This is a genomic window from Bacteroides gallinaceum, assembly GCF_030373775.1.
Classification (GTDB): domain Bacteria; phylum Bacteroidota; class Bacteroidia; order Bacteroidales; family Bacteroidaceae; genus Phocaeicola; species Phocaeicola excrementipullorum.
This window is the reverse complement of the sequence record NZ_JAUDEN010000021.1, coordinates 24,737-45,550: the sequence shown is the minus strand read 5'-3', so window position 1 is coordinate 45,550 and position 20,814 is coordinate 24,737. Positions and strand designations below refer to the sequence as shown.

General features: G+C 51.1%; 20 protein-coding genes, 2 tRNA genes and 1 pseudogene. 10 read left to right on the top strand and 13 right to left on the bottom strand.

Going from position 1 to position 20,814, the window contains the following annotated elements:
• Positions 1–64: 64 nt before the first annotated feature.
• Positions 65–1,519 (bottom strand): TolC family protein, encoded by a 1,455-nt coding sequence (locus tag QUW60_RS11645; RefSeq protein WP_289560666.1) that lies wholly within the window; start codon positions 1,517–1,519, stop codon positions 65–67.
• A gap of 187 nt (positions 1,520–1,706) precedes the next feature.
• On the opposite strand from QUW60_RS11645, the gene QUW60_RS11640 reads away from it, so the two are divergent.
• Together QUW60_RS11640 and QUW60_RS11635 are read left to right on the top strand one after the other, a co-directional pair.
• Complete coding sequence (locus QUW60_RS11640; protein WP_289560665.1) at positions 1,707–3,074, top strand: sigma-54-dependent transcriptional regulator; 1,368 nt, start codon at positions 1,707–1,709, stop codon at positions 3,072–3,074.
• Positions 3,071–4,345: a sensor histidine kinase gene (locus QUW60_RS11635; protein WP_258338706.1), complete on the top strand. Its 1,275-nt coding sequence runs from the start codon at positions 3,071–3,073 to the stop codon at positions 4,343–4,345. The genes QUW60_RS11640 and QUW60_RS11635 overlap by 4 nt, the downstream gene beginning before the upstream one ends.
• Here QUW60_RS11635 and QUW60_RS11630 read toward each other — a convergent pair.
• The 8 genes from QUW60_RS11630 to ruvX form a co-directional block, all read right to left on the bottom strand.
• A complete protein-coding gene (locus tag QUW60_RS11630) occupies positions 4,323–5,087 on the bottom strand; it encodes an EFR1 family ferrodoxin (RefSeq protein ID WP_289560664.1) in 765 nt (254 codons plus the stop codon). The genes QUW60_RS11635 and QUW60_RS11630 overlap by 23 nt on opposite strands.
• A 360-nt stretch (positions 5,088–5,447) precedes the next feature.
• Positions 5,448–5,798, bottom strand: coding sequence for a 50S ribosomal protein L20 (rplT, locus tag QUW60_RS11625; RefSeq protein ID WP_258338704.1), 351 nt, complete (start codon positions 5,796–5,798; stop codon positions 5,448–5,450).
• A gap of 104 nt (positions 5,799–5,902) precedes the next feature.
• Positions 5,903–6,100, bottom strand: coding sequence for a 50S ribosomal protein L35 (rpmI, locus tag QUW60_RS11620; RefSeq protein WP_258338703.1), 198 nt, complete (start codon positions 6,098–6,100; stop codon positions 5,903–5,905).
• 55 nt (positions 6,101–6,155) lie between these two features.
• A complete protein-coding gene (gene infC, locus QUW60_RS11615; protein WP_258338702.1) occupies positions 6,156–6,743 on the bottom strand; it encodes a translation initiation factor IF-3 in 588 nt (195 codons plus the stop codon).
• A gap of 99 nt (positions 6,744–6,842) precedes the next feature.
• Positions 6,843–8,786 carry a threonine--tRNA ligase gene (gene thrS / locus QUW60_RS11610; RefSeq protein ID WP_289560663.1) on the bottom strand — a complete coding sequence of 648 codons (1,944 nt, stop codon included), beginning with the start codon at positions 8,784–8,786 and terminating at the stop codon, positions 6,843–6,845.
• Between the two features lie 70 nt (positions 8,787–8,856).
• Positions 8,857–10,866: a tetratricopeptide repeat protein gene (locus QUW60_RS11605; protein ID WP_289560662.1), complete on the bottom strand. Its 2,010-nt coding sequence runs from the start codon at positions 10,864–10,866 to the stop codon at positions 8,857–8,859.
• Positions 10,863–11,417 (bottom strand): peptide deformylase, encoded by a 555-nt coding sequence (gene def / locus QUW60_RS11600; protein WP_289560661.1) that lies wholly within the window; start codon positions 11,415–11,417, stop codon positions 10,863–10,865. The genes QUW60_RS11605 and def overlap by 4 nt, the downstream gene beginning before the upstream one ends.
• Before the next feature lie 28 nt (positions 11,418–11,445).
• Positions 11,446–11,862 carry a Holliday junction resolvase RuvX gene (gene ruvX / locus QUW60_RS11595; protein WP_258338698.1) on the bottom strand — a complete coding sequence of 139 codons (417 nt, stop codon included), beginning with the start codon at positions 11,860–11,862 and terminating at the stop codon, positions 11,446–11,448.
• A 306-nt stretch (positions 11,863–12,168) separates the two neighbouring features.
• On the opposite strand from ruvX, the pseudogene QUW60_RS15155 reads away from it, so the two are divergent.
• Together QUW60_RS15155 and QUW60_RS11585 are read left to right on the top strand one after the other, a co-directional pair.
• Positions 12,169–12,438 (top strand): annotated as a pseudogene (locus QUW60_RS15155) (DUF362 domain-containing protein); the annotation flags it as partial.
• 89 nt (positions 12,439–12,527) lie between these two features.
• Positions 12,528–12,734, top strand: a complete 207-nt coding sequence (locus tag QUW60_RS11585; RefSeq protein ID WP_289560660.1) for a hypothetical protein — start codon at positions 12,528–12,530, stop codon at positions 12,732–12,734.
• 129 nt (positions 12,735–12,863) lie between these two features.
• Here QUW60_RS11585 and nhaD read toward each other — a convergent pair whose 3' ends face one another.
• The gene (nhaD, locus tag QUW60_RS11580) at positions 12,864–14,201 is read right to left on the bottom strand and encodes a sodium:proton antiporter NhaD (protein WP_289560659.1); all 1,338 of its coding nucleotides are present in this window, start codon (positions 14,199–14,201) and stop codon (positions 12,864–12,866) included.
• 223 nt (positions 14,202–14,424) lie between these two features.
• Here nhaD and QUW60_RS11575 point away from each other — a divergent pair, with 223 nt between their 5' ends.
• Positions 14,425–15,231 (top strand): MBL fold metallo-hydrolase, encoded by an 807-nt coding sequence (locus QUW60_RS11575; RefSeq protein WP_258338695.1) that lies wholly within the window; start codon positions 14,425–14,427, stop codon positions 15,229–15,231.
• A 139-nt stretch (positions 15,232–15,370) separates the two neighbouring features.
• On the opposite strand, the gene QUW60_RS11570 is transcribed toward QUW60_RS11575, so the two are convergent.
• Positions 15,371–15,446: transfer RNA gene (locus QUW60_RS11570), tRNA-Lys, on the bottom strand.
• 33 nt (positions 15,447–15,479) lie between these two features.
• A tRNA-Lys gene (locus tag QUW60_RS11565) sits at positions 15,480–15,552 on the bottom strand.
• Positions 15,553–16,095: 543 nt separating this feature from the next.
• On the opposite strand from QUW60_RS11565, the gene QUW60_RS11560 reads away from it, so the two are divergent.
• Both QUW60_RS11560 and QUW60_RS11555 read left to right on the top strand, forming a co-directional pair.
• Entirely contained in the window at positions 16,096–16,863 is a 768-nt protein-coding gene (locus QUW60_RS11560) for a carboxymuconolactone decarboxylase family protein (protein WP_289560657.1), read from the top strand.
• Positions 16,864–17,103: 240 nt separating this feature from the next.
• Positions 17,104–17,790, top strand: coding sequence for an SGNH/GDSL hydrolase family protein (locus QUW60_RS11555; RefSeq protein WP_258338693.1), 687 nt, complete (start codon positions 17,104–17,106; stop codon positions 17,788–17,790).
• A 14-nt stretch (positions 17,791–17,804) separates the two neighbouring features.
• On the opposite strand, the gene lipB is transcribed toward QUW60_RS11555, so the two are convergent.
• On the bottom strand, positions 17,805–18,488 hold the full coding sequence (lipB, locus tag QUW60_RS11550) for a lipoyl(octanoyl) transferase LipB (protein ID WP_289560654.1): 684 nt from the start codon (positions 18,486–18,488) through the stop codon (positions 17,805–17,807).
• Positions 18,489–18,661: 173 nt separating this feature from the next.
• On the opposite strand from lipB, the gene QUW60_RS11545 reads away from it, so the two are divergent.
• From QUW60_RS11545 to QUW60_RS11535, 3 genes are read left to right on the top strand one after another with little or no spacing between them, the layout of a single operon-like run.
• A complete protein-coding gene (locus tag QUW60_RS11545; RefSeq protein WP_289560651.1) occupies positions 18,662–19,519 on the top strand; it encodes an RsiV family protein in 858 nt (285 codons plus the stop codon).
• Positions 19,520–19,523: 4 nt separating this feature from the next.
• A complete protein-coding gene (rsmG, locus tag QUW60_RS11540) occupies positions 19,524–20,147 on the top strand; it encodes a 16S rRNA (guanine(527)-N(7))-methyltransferase RsmG (RefSeq protein ID WP_258338690.1) in 624 nt (207 codons plus the stop codon).
• A 15-nt stretch (positions 20,148–20,162) separates the two neighbouring features.
• Positions 20,163–20,801: an MBL fold metallo-hydrolase gene (locus tag QUW60_RS11535; protein WP_289560649.1), complete on the top strand. Its 639-nt coding sequence runs from the start codon at positions 20,163–20,165 to the stop codon at positions 20,799–20,801.
• Positions 20,802–20,814 lie beyond the last annotated feature (13 nt).

Genomic DNA, 20,814 nt, shown 5'->3' with positions numbered 1-20,814 from the left:
AAGAGGTGATCGCAACGGCTTGGAATCCTCATTCCAGCCGCCTGTCCCTCTCCGCCCATCAGAATCATATTTCGGGCAGACGCTCCGTCAGAGGGCAGTCATGCTCGAAGTCGTATTGCGTCATGCTGCGCAAACCGTAGTAAAGCGTCCAATAGGTTTTCATCGCTTCGATGCAGTTGCGCCGTGCCGTATCCTTTTCGCTGATAGCCGCATTCAGATCAAGAACGGTCGACTTTCCCATCAGATACAGGCGGAGAGCCACTTCATAACGGCGGCGGGCTGTTTCGTCCGTACGCGCCGCCACCTCTACCTGACGGGCCTGCAAGTTGAACTGACGCACCATCTTGCGCACGTTCAGCTCAAAGTCGTTCATGCCCTGCTCTGTCTGCGTTTCCACCAGCGACACGTTCGACTTGGCCACACGCACCTTTCCCCGTCCGCGCCCCCAGTCGAGAATGGGAACGACAAGCGAGAGGCTCACGTATTGCTGGTCAAGCGGATCGCGCCACGAATCAGCCAGCCGTCCGGCAGTCTGCGACAGGCCGAACCGCAGATACAGATCGGCTTTCAGTCCCCTGTCCGCCCGCGCCTGAGCCAGCGAGCTTTTGCTTTCGAGCTTCATTCTCCGGTAGGTGTCAGGCTCCGGACTGTGGCGGTACGCCTGTTCCATCGCTTCGGTCAAAGGCACCTCGAACCGGGGTATGCTGTCCTCAGGCACAGCCTCAATAACGGTTTCTTCCCTGATTCCCAAAAACGAACGGAAGGTGAGCATGGCATCCTCTACCTCAATCTGCGCCTTCATCATGTTCGTTTCCTCGTTCAGCCTGTTCACTTCCAGCTGAAGCATTTCATTTTCCGTGATGCTCCCGATGTCGTACCGTCCTTTGGCATACCGGTAGAGCGTATCTGCCGAGGCATAGTTCGATCGGGCAATGTCGAGGTTCGCCTGTGCCGCAGCCAGGCTGAAAAACAGTTCGCACGTTCTGGCGGCAATCAGCTCCAGCGTTTCGGCATACGTCTTTTTCGCTTCCCGAAAGCGCACCGGCTCGATGCGGCGGTTCCATTTCAACGAATTGTATCCGAAAAGCGACTGCCGGTAGCCAATGGTTACAGGCAACGAATTGTATGCGATTGTGTGGCTTCCGAACTCGTCCATCCGCTGGGTGGAGGTCTGCACAAACAGGTTGCCGCCCGTAAACCATACGTTCTGGCTGATTTGCAGTCCCAAATCCGTAATCAACTGGTTCTGCCGCACAAACAGCTCCGTTCCGTCGGGTTGCGTCACCCGGTTGATCTGGCGGTTCAGGTAAGGCTCCGACACCAGATTCACTTCCGGAAGATAGTTGGCACGGAACGAACGGTAGCTCCAGTAGGCGGCCCGGTAAGTATGTTCGGCCGCCTGCGCTTCCGGCGAATGGGCTTGGGCCATACGTATGGCATCGCCCAGCGTCAGCCGTTCGGCTCCGGCATTCCCCGAAAGGGAGGCGGCAAAGAATATCGACAAAAACAAATGCTTCATATCCTGCTGATAATAAACCTCTTTCAGACAATCAAAACCTGTGCCATAAGTGCAATATACTGTAATTCAGCGAAATGTTCTGGAAAGGAATTGACTTCCGATGTGCGCAACCACACATTTTACGTGCGGAAACGCACATACAGCACAAACAGAAAATCACTATCTTTGCATACCAACATCATGCAAAATGGAAGAGAAAGGAAAAATATTGATCATAGACGACAACGAGGACGTGCTTTTCGCCCTCAATCTGCTGCTTGAGCCTTATATGGAAAAGATAAAGGTGACCACGCAGCCTTCGCGTATCGAACACTTCATGACTACTTTCCGTCCCGACGTCATCCTGCTCGACATGAATTTCCGGCGGGACGCCATCAGCGGGCAGGAAGGCTTCGACTGTCTGGCACAGATCCTGCAAACCGACCCTCAGGCGGTGGTGGTGTTCATGACTGCCTACGCTGATACCGACAAGGCGGTGCGGGCCATCAAGGAAGGAGCCACTGATTTTGTGTCGAAGCCGTGGGAAAAAGAAAAGCTGCTTGCCACACTCTCCTCGGCCTTGAAACTGAGCCGCTCGCGCAGGGAAGTGGGAAAGTTGCAGGCGCAGATGCTCGCCCTTAAAGGCGATGACGGATTGCCCGAACTCATCGGAAACTCACCTGCCATGCAGAAAGTGAAAGAAACTGTCGGCAAGCTTTCAAATACCGACGCAAATATTCTTATATTGGGGGAAAACGGAACGGGAAAGGATCTCATCGCGCGGATGTTGAAGTATTTCTCTCCCCGGCAGGATGCGGCTTTCGTGGCCATCGACCTGGGAAGCATACCGGAACAGCTGTTCGAAAGTGAACTGTTCGGCTATGAAAAGGGGGCTTTTACGGATGCCCGGAAAGCCAAACCGGGAAGGATGGAAATCGCTTCGGGAGGCACGCTCTTTCTGGACGAAATCGGCAATCTTTCGCTCCCGATGCAGGCCAAACTGCTGACAGCCCTCGAGAAGCGGCAGATTGTACGTCTGGGGGCGATAGAGCCGACTCCCATCGACGTGCGGCTGATCTGTGCCACCAATGCCGACTTGCATCAGCGGGTGGCCGAGGGCGGTTTCCGACAGGACCTGCTCTACCGTATCAATACCATCGAACTCCGCATACCGCCGCTGAGGGAACGGGGAGAAGATATCTTGCTGCTGGCTGAACATTTCCTGACAGGATATAACCGGAAATACCACAAAGAAATAAAGGGACTGACCCGCGAAGCGAAAAACAAGCTGCTGAAATACAGCTGGCCGGGCAATGTGCGCGAGCTGCAACATACGCTGGAACGGGCGGTGATACTGAGCGAGAATCTTCTGCTCCGCCCAAGCGACTTCTTTTTCCCGGCGGCCGCGAACGAGGTTCATGAGGAGGCTGGCGAAGAACTGAATCTGGAGAAACTGGAACGGAAGGCAGTGGAAAAGGCGTTGCGCGCCAGCAACGGCAACATGAGCCGTGCCGCAGAATTGTTGGGCATCACCCGCTTTGCCTTATATCGGAAAATAGAAAAACTGGGATTATGAAAAGTTACGCCTCTTCACTTGTCCTGCACATCCTCAGTCTGGTGCTGCTTGCCGCGTCAGGCGTATATGCGGCAATGCACGGCCTGTGGTTCTGCACCGCGGCTTCTGCCGGAGTCATTGCCGGAATCGGAATCAGTCTTTACCGGATGCAGACCCGGCAGGTGCAGACCATGAAGCGCATTGTGGATTGCATGAAAAACAACGATCTCTCGCAACTGGCCTGCCCTGCCTTCAGCGACAGGAACATGCAGATGCTGGCAGAGGATCTTTCTGCCGCCCTGAAAACAATCCGCACGCATTTGAATGAGGAAGAAACAAAGCATCAGTATTACGAAAGTCTGCTGAACAGGGTTGATACGGCGGTGCTGGTCTGCTGCGAGAATGGCCGCATGGAGTGGATGAACAAAGCCGCGCAGAAACTGGTGGGCAACTGCAACATCCTGCCCGAGGAAATCAGTGGAGCGCTCAAGAATCAGCAGGCTGTAGCCCGCCTGCAGAGCCGGCCCATACCGGCTGAACTGGCAGTAACGGCCACGCAAATCCAACTGAAGGGAAAAACATTTTGGCTCGTCAGCCTGAAAAATATCCATACCGCACTGGAACAGACCGAAATGGAGGCATGGCAAAAGCTTATCCGGGTGCTGACTCATGAGATCATGAATTCCATCACGCCGATCATCTCCCTGGCCGATACGCTGAGCGAACGCAACATGACAGACTCAGCCGACAACTTTACGGGCCGGCAGATGCAGCAAGGACTGCAAGTCATCCGCCGCCGCAGCAAGAGCCTGCTGGAATTCGTGGAAAACTACAGGAAACTGACCCGCATCGCTCCTCCGGCAAAAACAGACATTGACGTGCATGATTTCTTCAACGGCCTGCAGCAGCTTTTCGCCGGCAAACCCTTTCTCTCCTTCAAATTGCCCGACAACCTCCCCCGCTGGAAAGCCGACAGGGGACAGATGGAGCAGGTGTTCATCAATCTGATAAAGAATGAACTGGAAGCTTGTGAGCATACTGCCGACGCATCAGTCTGCATCAGCGTTTCGGCAACAGGAAAAGAATGGAACTTTCAGGTAACCGACAACGGCGAAGGCATACTCCCTGAAGTCACCGAACGGATTTTCGTCCCGTTCTTCACCACCAAATCCGGCGGTTCCGGAATCGGACTGGCGATTTGCAAGCAGATTGTCCTGCTTCACGGCGGTCAAATCTCCGTGGAGTCACAACCGAACAAGGGAAGCCGCTTTATCCTTTCTTTTCCGGCGTAAACTGTCCCTTGCCTCTTGTCATGCCGCCGTATGCAACAGCGTGTTTCGGACAATGATGGTAACAGGCGAGGCAGAGCGCACAGTCCGCTCCCCAGACAGGACGTCTGTCAACCAGCCGGATATTGTGCATCGGACACACTTGCTCGCACTTGCCGCACGATATGCAAATATCTTCCGCATGGAAAGGTTTCGGAGAAGTCATGTAACGGTTGAAAAGCGGACGTATCACATAAGACTTCAGGCGGGGAAATGCCCCTTCATGGCAATCCCACTTGCGCTCGCGGTTCCTGATGCACGATGCGACAAATTCCACCCTGCCTTTCATGCTGTTCAGCTTCAGGTTTGCCAGACGGCTGGAGTCTACATTAAAGCCTGGCAGACAGACATATGTATTGGGCATCGTCACAGAAAAGCCGGCATGACACTCCCACCCTTTGTGCCTGACAGCCTTTCTGAATATGTCGGCTGTCTTTCCGGTATCATCCCCGCAGGTACAGATAAAATACACATATGCCGGAATGGAAGACAGATGCAGCCTCTCCAACGCGCCGAGCACCACGGCCGGCGGTCCCCATGAGTAGACCGGAAACACAAAGCCCAAAGCCTCATTAGCCTGAAGAACAAGGGCATCTCTTTTATTGCCAACAACTTCTGTCAGCGGAAAAACAGTTTCGCCCAACATCTTGCCCGCACATTCAGCGACCTTGCGCGAATTGCCGACACCGGAAAAATACAGAATCATAACAACCAGAATTAAAAGGGCGAAGAACCTTGACCACATGAAAAACAAGATTCTTCGCCTTACAATTAAGAAAAAAGAGAAGCCGCACCCGAGGCGTGACGAAACTCCGATAAACAAGATTTGAGTGCTCACCCCCTTTGTAATCCACCGGCATAAATGCTACCCGAAGGCGTGGCCCGCCATTGGAGGTTGAAGCTGTTCTCGGTATTTCATATAATTTGATGAGTTTCCCGATTCTGCAAGTACGGCTTCAATTTTGTATTACAAATGTACGACAATTATTTGAATAAACAAAATATCAGCCATAAAAAAAGGTACCGCAACACGGTACCTTTTATAAAATCATTACTTTCGGCCTTATCAAGCGGCTTTAGCTTTTGCAACTACTGCCTTGAATGCTTCAGGGTGGTTCATCGCTAAGTCAGCCAAAACCTTGCGGTTGATTTCGATGCCTGCTTTGTGCAGCGCACCCATCAGCTTAGAATATGACATACCTTCCAGGCGTGCAGCAGCGTTGATACGCTGGATCCACAATGCGCGGAAGTTACGTTTTTTGTTCTTGCGGTCACGATAGGCATAAGTCAAACCTTTTTCCCAAGTATTCTTGGCAACGGTCCAAACATTCTTTCTTGCACCAAAGTAACCTCTGGTCAATTTCAAAATTTTCTTTCTTCTTGCTCTAGAAGCAACATGATTTACTGATCTTGGCATAGTTTTAATTAGTTTTTGAATGATAGCGCCGAATATCGCATCCGGACTTAAAGCTAATGCATTCGGTTAATAAATTAAATGATACTTTTACGCTTCTCAAAGAATCAACGCAGACACAGAAGTTCCTTAACAGCTTTCTTGTTGGCATCGTTTACCAATCCCATGTGAACAAGATTTCTTTTCTGCTTTTTAGTCTTCTTAGTCAGGATGTGACTGTGATAAGCATGTTTTCTCTTAATTTTACCCGTTCCGGTAAGAGCGAATCTTTTTTTGGCACCGGAGTTAGTTTTAACTTTTGGCATTTTGTTTAATATTTAATTATTACTAAATATAATGGCAACGCACTATACCGGCGCGTTACTCATTTGTCTTTTCTGTTTTCTGAACAGGCTCAGCGGCCGGTTTCGAAGGCTTCTTTGCCCCGGGCTTCTTGGGAGAAAGAGCGATGGTCATACGCTTTCCTTCCAGCAGCGGCATTTGCTCAACCTTCGCATAGTCTTCCAGATCATTGGCAAAACGCAGCAGAAGCACTTCACCCTGTTCCTTGAACAAAATCGAACGGCCCTTGAAGAACACGTATGCCTTTACCTTGTCGCCGTTCTGAAGGAAGCCAATCGCATGTTTCAGCTTGAAGTTGTAGTCGTGTTCGTCCGTCTGAGGACCGAAGCGGATTTCCTTCACATTTACTTTAACCTGCTTTGCTTTCTGTTCCTTTGCACGTTTCTTTAACTGATAAAGGAATTTAGAATAATCTATAATTCTGCAAACCGGAGGAACAGCGTTGGGTGAAATTTCAACTAAGTCGGCTTCATGTTCCTCAGCAATCTTTAAAGCTTGAGCTATCGGATACACTGCCGATTCAATGTTATCTCCAACGATACGTACTTCTTTGGCGCGAATCTGTTCATTGATTCGATGTTGCCCTTTCAAAGAGTCATTTTTCATTAAAATCTTTTCTTCCTGTTTGTTTTTAAGAGTTATAAATTATTTTGCTCACCGCCTTGCAGCAAAGATTTTTACCTTTTCCACAAAGCGGTTGCAAATTTACCATTTATTTATCATATTATGAACTTCTTCTGCAATATTTTTTGCAAAATCTTCGATTTTCATCGAACCTTGGTCGCCTTCACCCTGCTTGCGAACCGAAACTTCGCCGTTTTCGGCTTCTTTTTCGCCCACAATCAACATGTAAGGAATGCGTTTCATTTCATTGTCACGGATCTTGCGGCCGATCTTCTCATTGCGTTCGTCTACGATTGCACGAATGTCATATTTCTTGAGTTCCATGCGCACCTTGTCCGCATATTCGTTGAACTTTTCTGAAATCGGCAGAATAGCTACCTGATCGGGAGTCAGCCACAGCGGGAATTTTCCGGCTGTATGTTCGATAAGCACGGCCACGAAGCGCTCCATCGAACCGAACGGCGCGCGGTGAATCATTACCGGACGGTGCTTCTGGTTGTCAGACCCCATATATTCCAGTTCAAAACGCTCCGGCAAGTTATAGTCAACCTGGATTGTACCCAACTGCCAGCGGCGGCCGATGGCATCCTTCACCATGAAGTCCAGTTTCGGGCCATAGAATGCAGCCTCTCCGTATTCAACCTTTGCCTTCAGACCTTTTTCCTGGCAGGCTTCCACAATCGCCTGCTCAGCCTTTTCCCAGTTCTCGTCGCTTCCGATGTATTTCTCGCGGTTCACCTTATCACGCAAAGAAATCTGTGCCTCGAAGTTTTCGAAATTCATTGACTTGAACACGATTGAGATGATGTCCATCACGCGGAGAAATTCATCCTTCACCTGATCCGGGCGGCAGAAGATGTGCGCATCATCCTGTGTAAAGCTGCGCACGCGAGTCAGCCCATGCAGTTCGCCGCTCTGTTCATAACGGCAGACCGTACCGAATTCTGCGATACGCAACGGCAGGTCGCGGTATGAGCGGGGAGAATTCTTATAGATTGTACAGTGGTGAGGACAGTTCATCGGTTTCAGGAAGTACTCTTCTCCTTCTTCCGGCGTATGAATCGGCTGGAACGAATCCTTGCCATATTTGGCATAGTGTCCGGAAGTCACATACAGCATCTTGTTTCCGATGGGCGGACACATCACTTCCTGATAATCGTAGCGGGCCTGGATGCGGCGCAGAAAATCCTGAAGGCGGATGCGCAGCGCAGTGCCTTTCGGCAGCCACATCGGCAGTCCCTTGCCCACCATGTCGGAGAACATGAACAGATCCATTTCCTTGCCGATTTTGCGGTGGTCGCGCTTCTTGGCTTCCTCCAGCAATACCAGATACTCATCAAGCATCTTCTTCTTAGGGAAAGTGATGCCGTAAATGCGGGTCATCTGCTTGCGGTCTTCCTGTCCCCTCCAATAAGCTCCGGCCACCGACAGCAGCTTGACAGCCTTGATGGGAGCGGTAGACAGCAAGTGAGGTCCACGGCAAAGATCGGTAAAGCTGCCCTGCGTATATGTGGTGATGTGGCCGTCTTCCAGTTCGGAAATCAGTTCACACTTGTAAGTTTCGCCTCTGTCGCCGAACATCTTCAAAGCATCTGCCTTGGCTATGCTCTTGCGCACAAGCTCCTCCTTGCGTGCAGCCAGTTCAACCATTTTCTTTTCGATGGCAGGCAGATCGCTCTCTTTGATTGCCACGCCATCCCCCGGATCAACGTCGTAATAGAATCCGTTCTCAATGGCAGGACCGATACCGAACTGAATGCCCGGATAAAGTTCCTGCAAAGCCTCTGCCAGCAGGTGCGCGCTTGTATGCCAGAAAGCGTGCTTGCCCTGCTCGTCTTCCCATTTATAAAGAACGAAGTCGGCATCTTCGTTTATCGGACGATTCAAATCAACCGTTTCGCCGTTCACGCCGCAGGCCAGTACATCCTGTGCCAGACGCGAACTGATGCTTTCTGCAATCTGCAGACCGGTAACTCCGTCATTGTATTCACGAACGGAGCCATCAGGAAAAGTTATCTTTACCATAATGTTCAATATTTATCTGTTATTGTGTACAAAATTATATAAAACTTTTTATTTAACCTCGGCTTCAACCTTATTTTTCCGGAACAGACGTAAACCGCTTGATGATATTATATGCCGAGAATATTCCAAGCTCGCCCGCCTTGCTCAGGTCACGTATGCCCTGCGCATTGTTCCCGAGGAAGATGTTTGTCAGCCCCCTGTTGAAGTAAGCGTCGCCGAAACGCGGATCGATCTCAATCGCCTTCGAGTAATCGGCAAGCGCCGCACGGTAATCCTTCATGGCAGTCAGGATATTTCCGCGGTTATAGTAGGCGTGAACAAAATCAGGAGCCAGGCGTATCACTTCATCCAGATCCTCCTTTATCCGGTTGTAGTCGTAAGCATGAACCTGCATGTCGCCGTCGGGCATCTTGACTTCCACCTCATAGTTCTTGTCGCGCTTCATATACTCCAGCTGCTTATAATGGATAAGCGCACGGCTGAAATAAGCAGGCATGAAGGTCGAATCCCGGCGAATCGCTTCATCCAGGTCGCTCAACGCATTGTCGAAATCCTGAACCAGATAGAAGTCGATGGCACGCGCGTAATAATGGAGCACGTTCTCCGGTTCCTTCACGATGACCGCACTCTGCGCGTCGATCGAAGCGAAGTGCTGCTTCACCTGTCCTTCGTCCAGCGAAGCCTCGCTGTTGGTGATCAGCAAGCGCTGCGGAAGTTCGTGACGGGCATTCATGTCGTCAATCCCCTTGTAGTAGTTCACCTGGCGTTTCACTTCATCCTGCCGCTCGTAATAAGTAAGGGCAAACATCGGCTGCGGAAGAATGTTCACGTTGCGGTCCTGCACACGTCCGCGGTAGTCTGTCTTATACTTGCTGCTGTCGTCTTCATCGTCGGCCACCATAATCTTGCGGTAATTCTCAACGTTCTTGTCCGACTGCTTGCGGGTCTTTTCGTCGTTCGAGGCAGTCTGCGGCTTCTTTCCGTTCTGCGCGTCAAGCTGTGCCTTCAGCACCTTGAACTCGTCGGCATCGGCTCCCTTCAGGTCACCGATTTTCCGGCGCGCGGCAGCACGGTACTGGTATCCGGCCAGGAAATTCGGATATTCATCCAGCACAGCCGTATAATCGTCGATTGCCCCGGAATAGTCGCCGGTACGGTCGCGCAGCAGGCCGCGGTTGAACGTAGCCATCATGTTGTCCGGCTCCACCTTGAGCACAAAGTCGAAGTCCTCGATAGCCCGGTTGTCATCGCCCACCTGCGCACGCAGCAATCCGCGGTTGTAGTGTCCGATAAAGTTGTTGGGGTCTACATCCAGAGCCAGGTCATAATCCGACATCGCCCCCCGCAGGTCGTTCTGGTGGTAACGCGCCAGCGCGCGGTTGATATAAGCGCTTGAGTTGCGCACCGAAAGGCGGATGGCCTCGGTCAGGTCCGATTCGGCGTCACTGTATTTTTCCCGCTGAAGAAAAAGCATCCCCCTCGAAGTCCAGGTATCGGGATTGTAGCGGTCAATTTCGATCGCCTTGTCGGCATCCGTCATGGCCTGCAGCGTATCCTTCTGCTTCAGGGAAACCTCCGTGCGCATCAGGTAAGCGTCGGTATAGCGCGGCGCTATCCGGATAAGCGTATCCAGTTCGGCACGCGCCACAGGATATTCTTCTTCATGCATCCGGCACAAGGCAAGATTATGCCAAAGGCTGATGTTCTCAGGATCCAGTTTCAAGGCCCTCTGATAATCCCCGATGGCATCCTTGTATTTCCCCTGGCGTATGCGCGAGATGCCTCTTACCTGATAGGCGTTCACCACAAACGGGTTTCTCTTCAACGCTTCGCTGCAGTCCGACTCCGCGCCCTGATAGTCGTCAAGATTCATCTTGGCAAGACCGCGGTAGAAGAAAGGCTCCGCCATGTAAGGCTTTGCGTTAATTACTTGATTGAAATATTGAATGGACAGCACATAGTCCTCAAAATAGAGCGCGTTCTTTCCGATGGTCATCACCCGTTCGGCATTGATCTGTGCCGCTGATGCCACCGGAAAGCACATACCTATATATAATATGTATAGGAACTTCTTTATCATTTTACAGTTTTCACCTTATACGAACAGCGGGCTTTTCCTTTCACCATACTGTTCAGTTTTCCGCGGATCATCTGCTTGCGGAGAGCAGACAGATGGTCGATGAACATCACTCCGTCCAGATGGTCGAACTCATGCTGCATCACGCGGGCCAAATAACCTTCCACCCATTCGTCGTGGGGTTTCATCTCTTCGTCAAGATACTGCACATGGATGCGGTCCGGACGCTTTACGCTTTCGTGAATGCCGGGCAGACTCAGACACCCCTCCTCCATCGCAACCAGATTGTCGCCGGCTTCAAGTATGTGCGGATTGATATAGGCGCGACGGAAGCCCTTGAACTCAGGCATGTCGTCGGCAAGCACATCAAGATCCACCACCACCACGCGGATGGGCAGACCGATCTGCGGAGCCGCAAGCCCCACCCCGTCGGCACGGTCCATCGTTTCAAACATGTTGGCGATAAGTTCTTTCAGGTTCGGATAATCCGGAGTAATGTCTTGTGCCTCTTCACGCAGGACAGGCTGACCAAATACATAAATAGGTAAAATCATTTCGTTTCTGTAGTTTTATAATTCAGTTTTACATTCGTTTCGATTCCAGATAAGACTGCAAAATGATAGTCGCGCTGATTTCATCGACCAGTGCCTTGTTCTGGCGGTCTTTTTTCTTGAGTCCTCCCGCCAGCATAGCCTGATGCGCCAGCACGGAAGTGAAGCGTTCGTCCACCATTTCAAGCGGAACGTCGGGCAGCACCTTCTTGAGGCGGTTCACGAAAGGCACGATATACTTCATGCTTTCAGAATCCTGATTGTTCATCTGCTTGGGATGTCCGATAATGATACGCTCCACCTTCTCCCGCTTCATATAGTCCAGCAGGAAATCCATCAATTCGCCTGTCGGGACAGTAGTCAGTCCGTTCGCGATAATCTGCATCGGGTCGGTAACGGCAATCCCCGTGCGCTTCCTTCCGTAATCAATAGCTAAAATTCTGCTCATACGGCACAAAAGTACAAATTTATTCCTTTCCAGTTTCTATATAATGCTTAAAATATTTAAGGGCCCGGGCATTTCACCCGCAGCTTCCCCTGCCATTTCCCGGGCAACGGAGAAAAAGACTTCATCTCCAGTCTGAGGATATGTATCTCTAAGCTAAAGACATGTATCTTCAGGCTAAAGATTTGTATCTCTAACCTGGAGATAAAGAAATTTCCACGGCGAGCGGAAGAAGAAACACTGCCATTTCCTTCTAAACAGCCTGACTGCCAGACAGAAGCATACAGCGAAGCATATCAGGAGATCTGCATCAACGTGATGAACAACCTGTCGGTGGATTGCGACTGTGACTCCAGTCCTGCCGCGCCCGAAATGCAGGACATTGGCATCCTTGCCTCCGCCGACCCCGTGGCACTGGAGCAAGTCTGCCTTGATCTGGTCTACGCCGTAACGCCTGCGGACGGCAACAACAACCGCCCGCTCATCCAGCGCATTGAAAGCCGCGGAGAAGCGCACGTGGTGGAATATGCAGAGCGAATCGGACTGGGAAGCAGAAACTATGAAATCGTCCGGGTGTAAGCAAAGGGCCGGCAAGATGAAGAAAAATCCGTTTCAGATGCGACTGGCGGCGCAGGCTGTTCGCCACCTCGTATGCAGTCGTTTCAGAAATGGTGGTGACAGACATCAAGCCCTCTGCCGACGCTATTCCTGTCCGCGAAGCCTTCGGCACGGAGCAGGCACTCTCGGATGACGCAACCCTGTTTTTCGACAAAGACTTTTGGGGAAACTACAACATCATCAAGCCGGAAGAGTCGCTGGAGAAAGCTGTTGGGAAATTGAAGAAGATGCAAGGCGCGGAATCCGAAGGCAAATAAGCGCTGCATTTCTCTGAGCGGAAAGGGAAAAAGAACCGTTCGGGGAACGAAGGAAAAGAAGCTGCGCCGTCCTCCCGTCTGACGGAGCGGCCGCATGATGAAGTTGCGCCGCTCCCGGAACAATGATTGTCACAGCCCGACAACAGCCTTTTCGAGCCAGTAGGCCAGAATGCCGGCTACATAGCCGATAAAGGCAACCCATGTGATGCGCTTCATATACCAGCCGAAGGTGATCTTCTCCAGTCCCATCACAACGACACCTGCCGCCGAACCGATAATCAGCATCGAACCGCCCACTCCGGCACAATAAGCCAGAAGCTGCCAGAATATTCCGTCGCGGGCCATGTCGCCCACTTCGGCCAGCGGATACATGCCCATGCATCCGGCAACAAGCGGAACATTGTCAACAATGCTCGAAAGCACGCCGATGATGCCTGTAATGAGGTAATAGTTTCCGTTGAACGCATCGTCAAGCCCCTGGCCCACCGTTGCCAGGACACCCACTTCCTGCAGGCAGGCCACCGCCATCAGGATGCCGAGGAAAAACAGGATGGTGCTCATGTCAATGCGCGAGATGATGCCCGAAAGACGCTTCTGCGTGCTTTCGTCATGTTCGGCCTGCCCGCGGTAGAACAGTTCGGTCACCAGCCACAGCAGTCCCAAAACCAGCAGGATGCCGACAAACGGAGGCAGATGTGTGACCGACTTGAATACCGGCACAAACACCAGTCCGCCGACACCCACCCAGAACACGGTCTTGCGCTGCGCATCGGTAAGTCCGTTGCCGATGGCAGACGTTTCCGGTTCTGCCGCGCCGGACACATTTCCCTTCAGCGACAGGGACAGGATATAGGCAGGCACAACAATCGATACAAGCGAAGGCACAAACAACTCCTTGATGACGCCCCCCGCGGTAATCAGACTCTTGTTCCAGAGCATGATGGTAGTCACGTCGCCGATGGGAGAAAACGCACCGCCCGAATTGGCTGCAATGATGACGAGCGAGGCATAGATCAGACGGTCTTTGCGGTCGTCAACCAGCTTGCGCAGGATCATCACCATCACAATGGCCGTAGTCATGTTGTCGAGGATGGCCGAAAGGATGAACGTCATCGCCGTGATGCGCCACAGCAGTCCGCGCTTGCTCTTTGTCTTGAGCATGTTGCGCACGAAGTTGAAGCCGCCGTACTGGTCCACGGTTTCTACAATGGTCATCGCCCCCATCAGAAAGAACAGCGTTGTGGCCGTGCTTCCCAGATGTCCCTCAATGACCGAACCGGCAGCCGCGGCGATTCCGTCTGAAGAGATGCCGGGAAAGTTTCCGGGGTCGAACATGTAGAGCGTCCAGCACACTACCAGCATCAGCAAGGCTACAGCGGCCTTGTTGACCCGGGTTAAGGTTTCTAAAGCGATACATAAGTATCCGGCAATGAATGCGATGATGATTGTTACGGTTAAGGTTGACATAAAATTTATCTTTAAAAGGTCTTCAAATGGTTTTCCGAATCACAAATGTAATGGATTTTTCGACATCCGCCCCTTCCCCGGCCGAAATATTTGACAGCAGGGCACTCCTTTCGCCTTTTCCGTCAGCTTTGTCAGAAACTTGCCTCCCGCCACGAACGCATGAAGCCATCTTTTTAGTATATTTGCATTCCGTTTTTAAAAAGAAAAGAAAAACAGAAGACCGATGAAAATAGAATTCATGAGCCTGGCAAGCGGAAGCAGCGGAAACTGCTATTACCTTGCTACAGACAACAACGCGATACTGATAGATGCAGGAATAGGCATACGCACCATAAAGAAAGTGTTCAAGGAACACGGGCTCAGCCTGGGAAAAGTGCGGGGCGTGCTGGTGACACACGACCATGCCGACCACATCAAAGCCGTAGGGCATCTGGGAGAAAAATACAACATTCCCGTCTATTCGACGGAAGAGATTCACGGCGGAATGCGCAAAAGCTACTGCATGACCGAGAAGCTCAGCGGAGAACACATACGCTTCATCCGGAAAAACGAAACGTTCCAACTGGCAGACTTCAACGTGACCTGCTTCGAAGTGCCGCATGACGGAACGGACAACGTGGGATACTGCATCACTGCGGAAGACAAGGTGTTTTCATTCCTCACGGACATCGGACACATCACTCCCGAGGCGGCGCGCTTCATCAGAGAGGCAAACTACCTTATCATCGAGGCAAACTATGACGAAACGATGCTTCAGATGGGACCGTATCCTCCGCACCTGAAAGCGCGCATAGCAGGCCCGAACGGGCACCTGAGCAACAGGGAGCTTGCCGACTATCTGGCGGAGAACTTTACGGACAGGCTGAAATATGTGTGGCTGTGCCATCTGAGCAAAGACAACAACCACCCCGAACTGGCACTGAAAACAGTAGAGCTGGCACTGAAAGAGAAGGGCATCACCGTCGGCAAAGACCTCCAGGTGGTTCCGCTGCGCCGTGTGCTTCCCTCAGACATGTATCATTTTGAATGAAAAGCAAAGACATGCCGGGGATGCACATGCGTGCCCCGGCAAAAAAGGAAGAGGAGAAAGAAAAAAGGCTCTCCAGGTCTGCACGACTTGAAGAGCCTTGTCTTTTTGGAGTTCCCTCACACCTCACGGCCGGGTCCTCTGGTACACCCTCAGGGATTCGAACCCTGGACCCACTGATTAAGAGTCAGTTGCTCTACCAACTGAGCTAAGAGTGCATCCATTAAATTGTCAAACTTTCCGAAAAATCGTACACCCTCAGGGATTCGAACCCTGGACCCACTGATTAAGAGTCAGTTGCTCTACCAACTGAGCTAAGAGTGCTTTTTCAATTGCGAGTGCAAAGGTAAGCTTTTCGGTTGAATCAGCCAAATAATTTCAAGAATAATTTGCAGATATAAATATTCATTTTTTGATAGTGGCTATTTCTCAGCGGTTTATGCCACACATAAAAATACACGCATCTCCGCTGCCGCATAGCCTCCGAAGCCATCAGCCGGCTTTTCTGAAAACGTGACGGGACATTTTGATGCGGATGATGGGACAAATAAAAAAAATGAGCCGTCATCCGCATCAAGATAACAGCTCATTTTTCGGCCTCCGCCGGGATGACTGAAGACACGCAGGCATTCCGGCGCATGAATGAAAGCGCAAATCTGTAAATAAGGTACGATTATCCGTAATTTGGTTATGGCTGCATACAGCCCGAAACGCTACTTTTGTATCAGAATTATAAAAGCAGAATCATTTATGAATACGACCAGCAATCATGAAAATCACTCCCACGGATGGCGCATCTTTGGGACAGACACAAAAAAACTTGTATTTTTAGTTCTGACTATTCCAGTATTTAACATTTATGCAACTATGGCACAAGAAAAAATTACACAGACCGCAGGACATGTGCAGTTGGGCGACTTCGCCCCAAAGTTCGCGGAACTGAACGATGATGTCCTCTTCGGAGAAGTGTGGAACCGCAAAGGGCTGAGCCCGCACGACCGCAGCATGATAACGGTGGCCACACTGATAGGAAAAGGTATCGTAGACTCTTCGCTGACCCACCACTTGCAGTTTGCGAAAAGCAACGGAGTGACGCGGACCGAAATTTCTGAACTGCTCACCCATATCGCCTTTTATGCCGGATGGCCCAACGCATGGGCTGCATTCCGCATGGCAAAAGACGTGTGGGCGGAAGATGTGTCTGCCGACGACAACGGGAAGGCGGCTTTTCAGAAAGAGATGATTTTCCCCATCGGCGAGCCTAATACGGCCTTCGCCAAATACTTCATCGGAAACAGCTACCTGGCACGGGTTTCTACCGAACAGGTTTCGTTCTCCAACGTCACCTTCGAGCCTCGCTGCCGCAACAACTGGCACATTCATCACGCAACGAAGGGCGGCGGACAGATGCTGGTATGCGTAGCCGGACGGGGCTGGTATCAGGAAGAAGGAAAGCCGGCCGTTGAGATGCGCCCGGGCGATGTCATCCACATTCCGGCCAACGTAAAGCACTGGCATGGCGCGGCAGCCGACAGCTGGTTTGCGCATCTGGCATTTGAGATTCCGGGAGAAAACACTTCCAACGAATGGCTGGAGCCGGTCAACGACGAGGCTTACGACAAGCTCGGAAAGTAACTGTCCCAAATCCACAAGAAAAAGCCGCACAGGCAAACGCGGAAGCGCAGCGCACAAACGCTCTGTGCTTCCGCGCTTTCGCATCTGCCTCACCGCCCTGTTGCCTGCAAGTATTCCTTCCTGAAGCGCATGCAGCTTGCCCTTCATACAAAAAACGCCGCCGGCGAAAAGAAAACGGACATACCTTTCCGCATCTTGGATTTTATTCGTACCTTTATCGGCAGTTAAACGTTAGAAAACATGAAAAATATTTGCCTCTTCTTCCTTCTTTCATTGCTTGCATGCAGCCACAGCTTTGCACAGTACAAGAAATCCGTTTCCATCCTCGGCGACTCTTACTCTACATACGAGGGATATATTCCTGCGGGCAACGTTCCATGGTATTTCGACGCGACCCAACAGGGAAATGACGTGAATGACGTCACGCTTACATGGTGGCACAAATTCATCTCCGGAAACGGCCTCCGCCTCTGCATGAACAACTCTTATTCGGGGGCTACCGTCTGCAACACCGGATATGACAAGAAAGACTACTCCGACCGCTCGTTCATCACGCGGATGAGCAATCTGGGCGATCCGGATGTCATCTTCATCTTCGGAGGAACAAACGACAGCTGGGCCGGATCGCCTCTGGGAGAATACCAGTATGGAAAATGGAAGAAGGAGGACCTCTACAAATTCCGCCCGGCAATGGCTTACATGCTTGACTACATGACCAAACGGTACATCAATGTGGACATCTATTTTCTGATCAACACAGAGCTGAAGGAAGAGATAGACGAATCCGTCAAGACAATATGCAAGCATTACGGAGTGGAATACATCGAACTGCAAGATATCGACAAAATAGCAGGACATCCTTCTGTAAAAGGGATGCAGGAAATCAGCCGGCAAATAGAGGCTTATATGGCAGCCGCCCGGAAATGAGGCGGAAACCGGGCTCACCCCTTCACAGCCACCGCTTCCTGCAGAAGGCTGCGCAACTCGTTCTCGAGCCTCGCTTCAACTTCTTCCAAAGGCACTTCGCGGCCTGTTTCCTGAGCCAAGGAAGTCACCCCTTTATCGATGAACCCGCAAGGATTGATATAACCGAAATACCGCAAGTCGGTATTCACGTTCAAGGCCAGTCCGTGCATCGTGACGAAATGGCTGCTCCTCACTCCCATCGCGCAGATTTTCCGCTCGCGGGGAGAGCCGACATCCAGCCACACGCCCGTCGCTCCTTCCGCACGTCCGGCAGAAACGCCATACGAAGCGCACACACGGATCACCGCCTCCTCAAGCAAATGAAGATAGCTCTTCAGTCCCAGATGAAAGTCTTCCAGATTCAGCACCGGATAGCAGACCAGCTGCCCCGGTCCATGGAAAGTGATATCTCCTCCCCGGTCAATATGAAACAGTTCCGCATGCACGGCAAGAAGTTGTTCGCGGTTGAGCAGCATGTTCTGCTCTTTCCCGTGCTTTCCCAAAGTATATACGGGAGGATGCTGGCAAAAAACAATCCGGTTGACATACGCTGCGCCCTCCTGCTTTGCACGGACCAGCCCGTCAAACAGCGATTTCTGTCTGTCCCACGCAACGGCATAAGGGACCACTCCCCATCGTTCAAATTTGATCGTTTCCATCGTTTTATAAGATTGATGCAGACAAAGTAACAATTTTTCACCCAAAAGACAAAGGAAAACAAAAAAGAAGTGGCATTTTATAGCTACAATACCCGATTTATACTATATTTGTAAGACAAAACGTTGATATGTCGGGGCAGACCCGCACATGTCAGACAAAATTATCAAACGACATGAAAATAGACAAAATTGTTCTCTCATCTCTTATCGCCTGCACGGGAGCCGGCATGCTGGTTACAGGATGCACCGACGGACAGGGCTATGGAGAGGCTGCGGTGAATGCCTGCATCACCGATACGACCGTATATCTGCTGGGCAATGACAAAGCGTCGCCCAACTGCCACATCAAGCTCAGCTTTGCCTACCTGAACCCTCATTCGGAAAAAGACACTGTTTCAGAAGCGGTCAACCACACGCTGAAGCAGATGTATTTCGGCGACCTCTATGCCAAACTGGCTCCGCAGACGTTCATAGATACCATCACGCACAATCTGATAAGCGACTACAGGCGCGATGTGCTCGAATCATACCGCACCGACCTTGAAAACGGAGTCAGTCCCGAAGACATGCCGTCGTGGTACAACTATGACTTTGAGATCACTTCCGAACTTGAAAAAGGACGCGACAGCATCTGGAACTACAAGGTGGTCACCTCGCAATATATGGGAGGAGCTCACCCCAACACGTGGGCGAAATGGGCGAACATCAACGCGCGGACAGGCAGACAGGTGAGCGAAAACGAAATTTTCGGAAAAGCGGACAAGAAAGGCATCTGCAAACTGCTCCTCGAAAAGATTATCGGCTCTGCCAACGAACGCCTGGAAACGGACACCATCACCTCGGTCGAAGGACTGCATGCCAACGGCATCCTGCTTGACGAAGAGGTGTTCATCCCCGAAAACTTCCTGTTGAAGGCCGACGGCATCGAATTCCTATACAATCCCTACGAAATAGCTCCCTATTATCTGGGAAGCTTCAAGCTGACAATATCAAACGAAGAAATAACACCTTATCTGAACATAAAAAAATAAGGCAATGGAACTGATAAACAAATATTTTCAGGAACTTACCGACGAACAGAAGCAGCAGTTCGCTGCCCTCTACGACTTGTACACAGACTGGAACAGCAAAATCAACGTGATTTCGCGCAAAGACATCACGAACCTTTACGAACATCACGTGCTCCATTCGCTGGGTATAGCCAAAGTGATCAAATTCAGGCCGGGAACGGAAATTATGGACTTGGGTACCGGCGGAGGATTCCCTGGAATACCGCTCGCCATCATGTTTCCGGATTCGCACTTTCATCTCATCGACAGCATCGGGAAAAAAGTGAAAGTGGCAACAGAAGTAGCACAAGCTATCGGCCTGAAGAATGTAACCACCCGCCACTGCCGGGCTGAAGAAGAAAAGCAACAGTTTGACTTTGTTGTCAGCCGCGCAGTAATGCCGTTGGGAGATTTGATCAAGATCGTGAGGAAAAATATCAGGAAAGAGCAGAGCAACTCTTTCCCCAACGGCGTGTTCTGCCTGAAAGGAGGCGACCTCACACACGAAGTGGCGCCATTCAAGCACCGGGCGGAAGTCATTGCCCTGAGCGACATCTTCAGCGAAGAGTATTTCAAGACCAAGGAAGTGGTTTATGTCACTGTAAACTAAAAAACAGACACTGCCATGAAAATCAAACGCTTTGAATTCAATATGTTTCCGGTCAACTGCTACGTGCTGGCCGACGAATCATGTGAAACTGCCATCATAGACGCAGGATGCTATTACAAGGAAGAGCAGCAACGGCTGAAGGAATTTGTTGAGGGAAACAAACTCACGGTGAAGCATTTGCTCAACACACACCTGCATGCCGACCATCAGTTTGGAAACGCTTTTGCAGCACGCGAATTCGGCGTAAAGCCTGAAGCAAGCCAGCGTGACGAGTTCCTGCTCGCAGGACTTGCGACATTCTGCAAGTCATTCGGCTTCCCTATCAACGAAGAGCCGGCCCAGTTGGGGCACTGCATCACCGACGGAGAAATCATCCGCTTCGGCGAAACGGAACTGGAAGCAATTTCCGTTCCGGGGCATTCGCCGGGAAGCATGGTCTTCTACTGCAAGAAAGAGCGCTGCCTTTTCAGCGGGGACACCCTGTTTAAAGGAAGCATCGGACGCGCAGACCTGGAAGGAGGAAACTTTGACGACCTGAGAGAAAGCATCGCGACCAAACTTTTTGTCCTGCCGGACGATACCGTAGTATATCCCGGACATGGAAACGAAACGACTATCGGCTATGAAAAGATGAACAATCCTTTCTTCCGCTGATAGCAGGAACTTG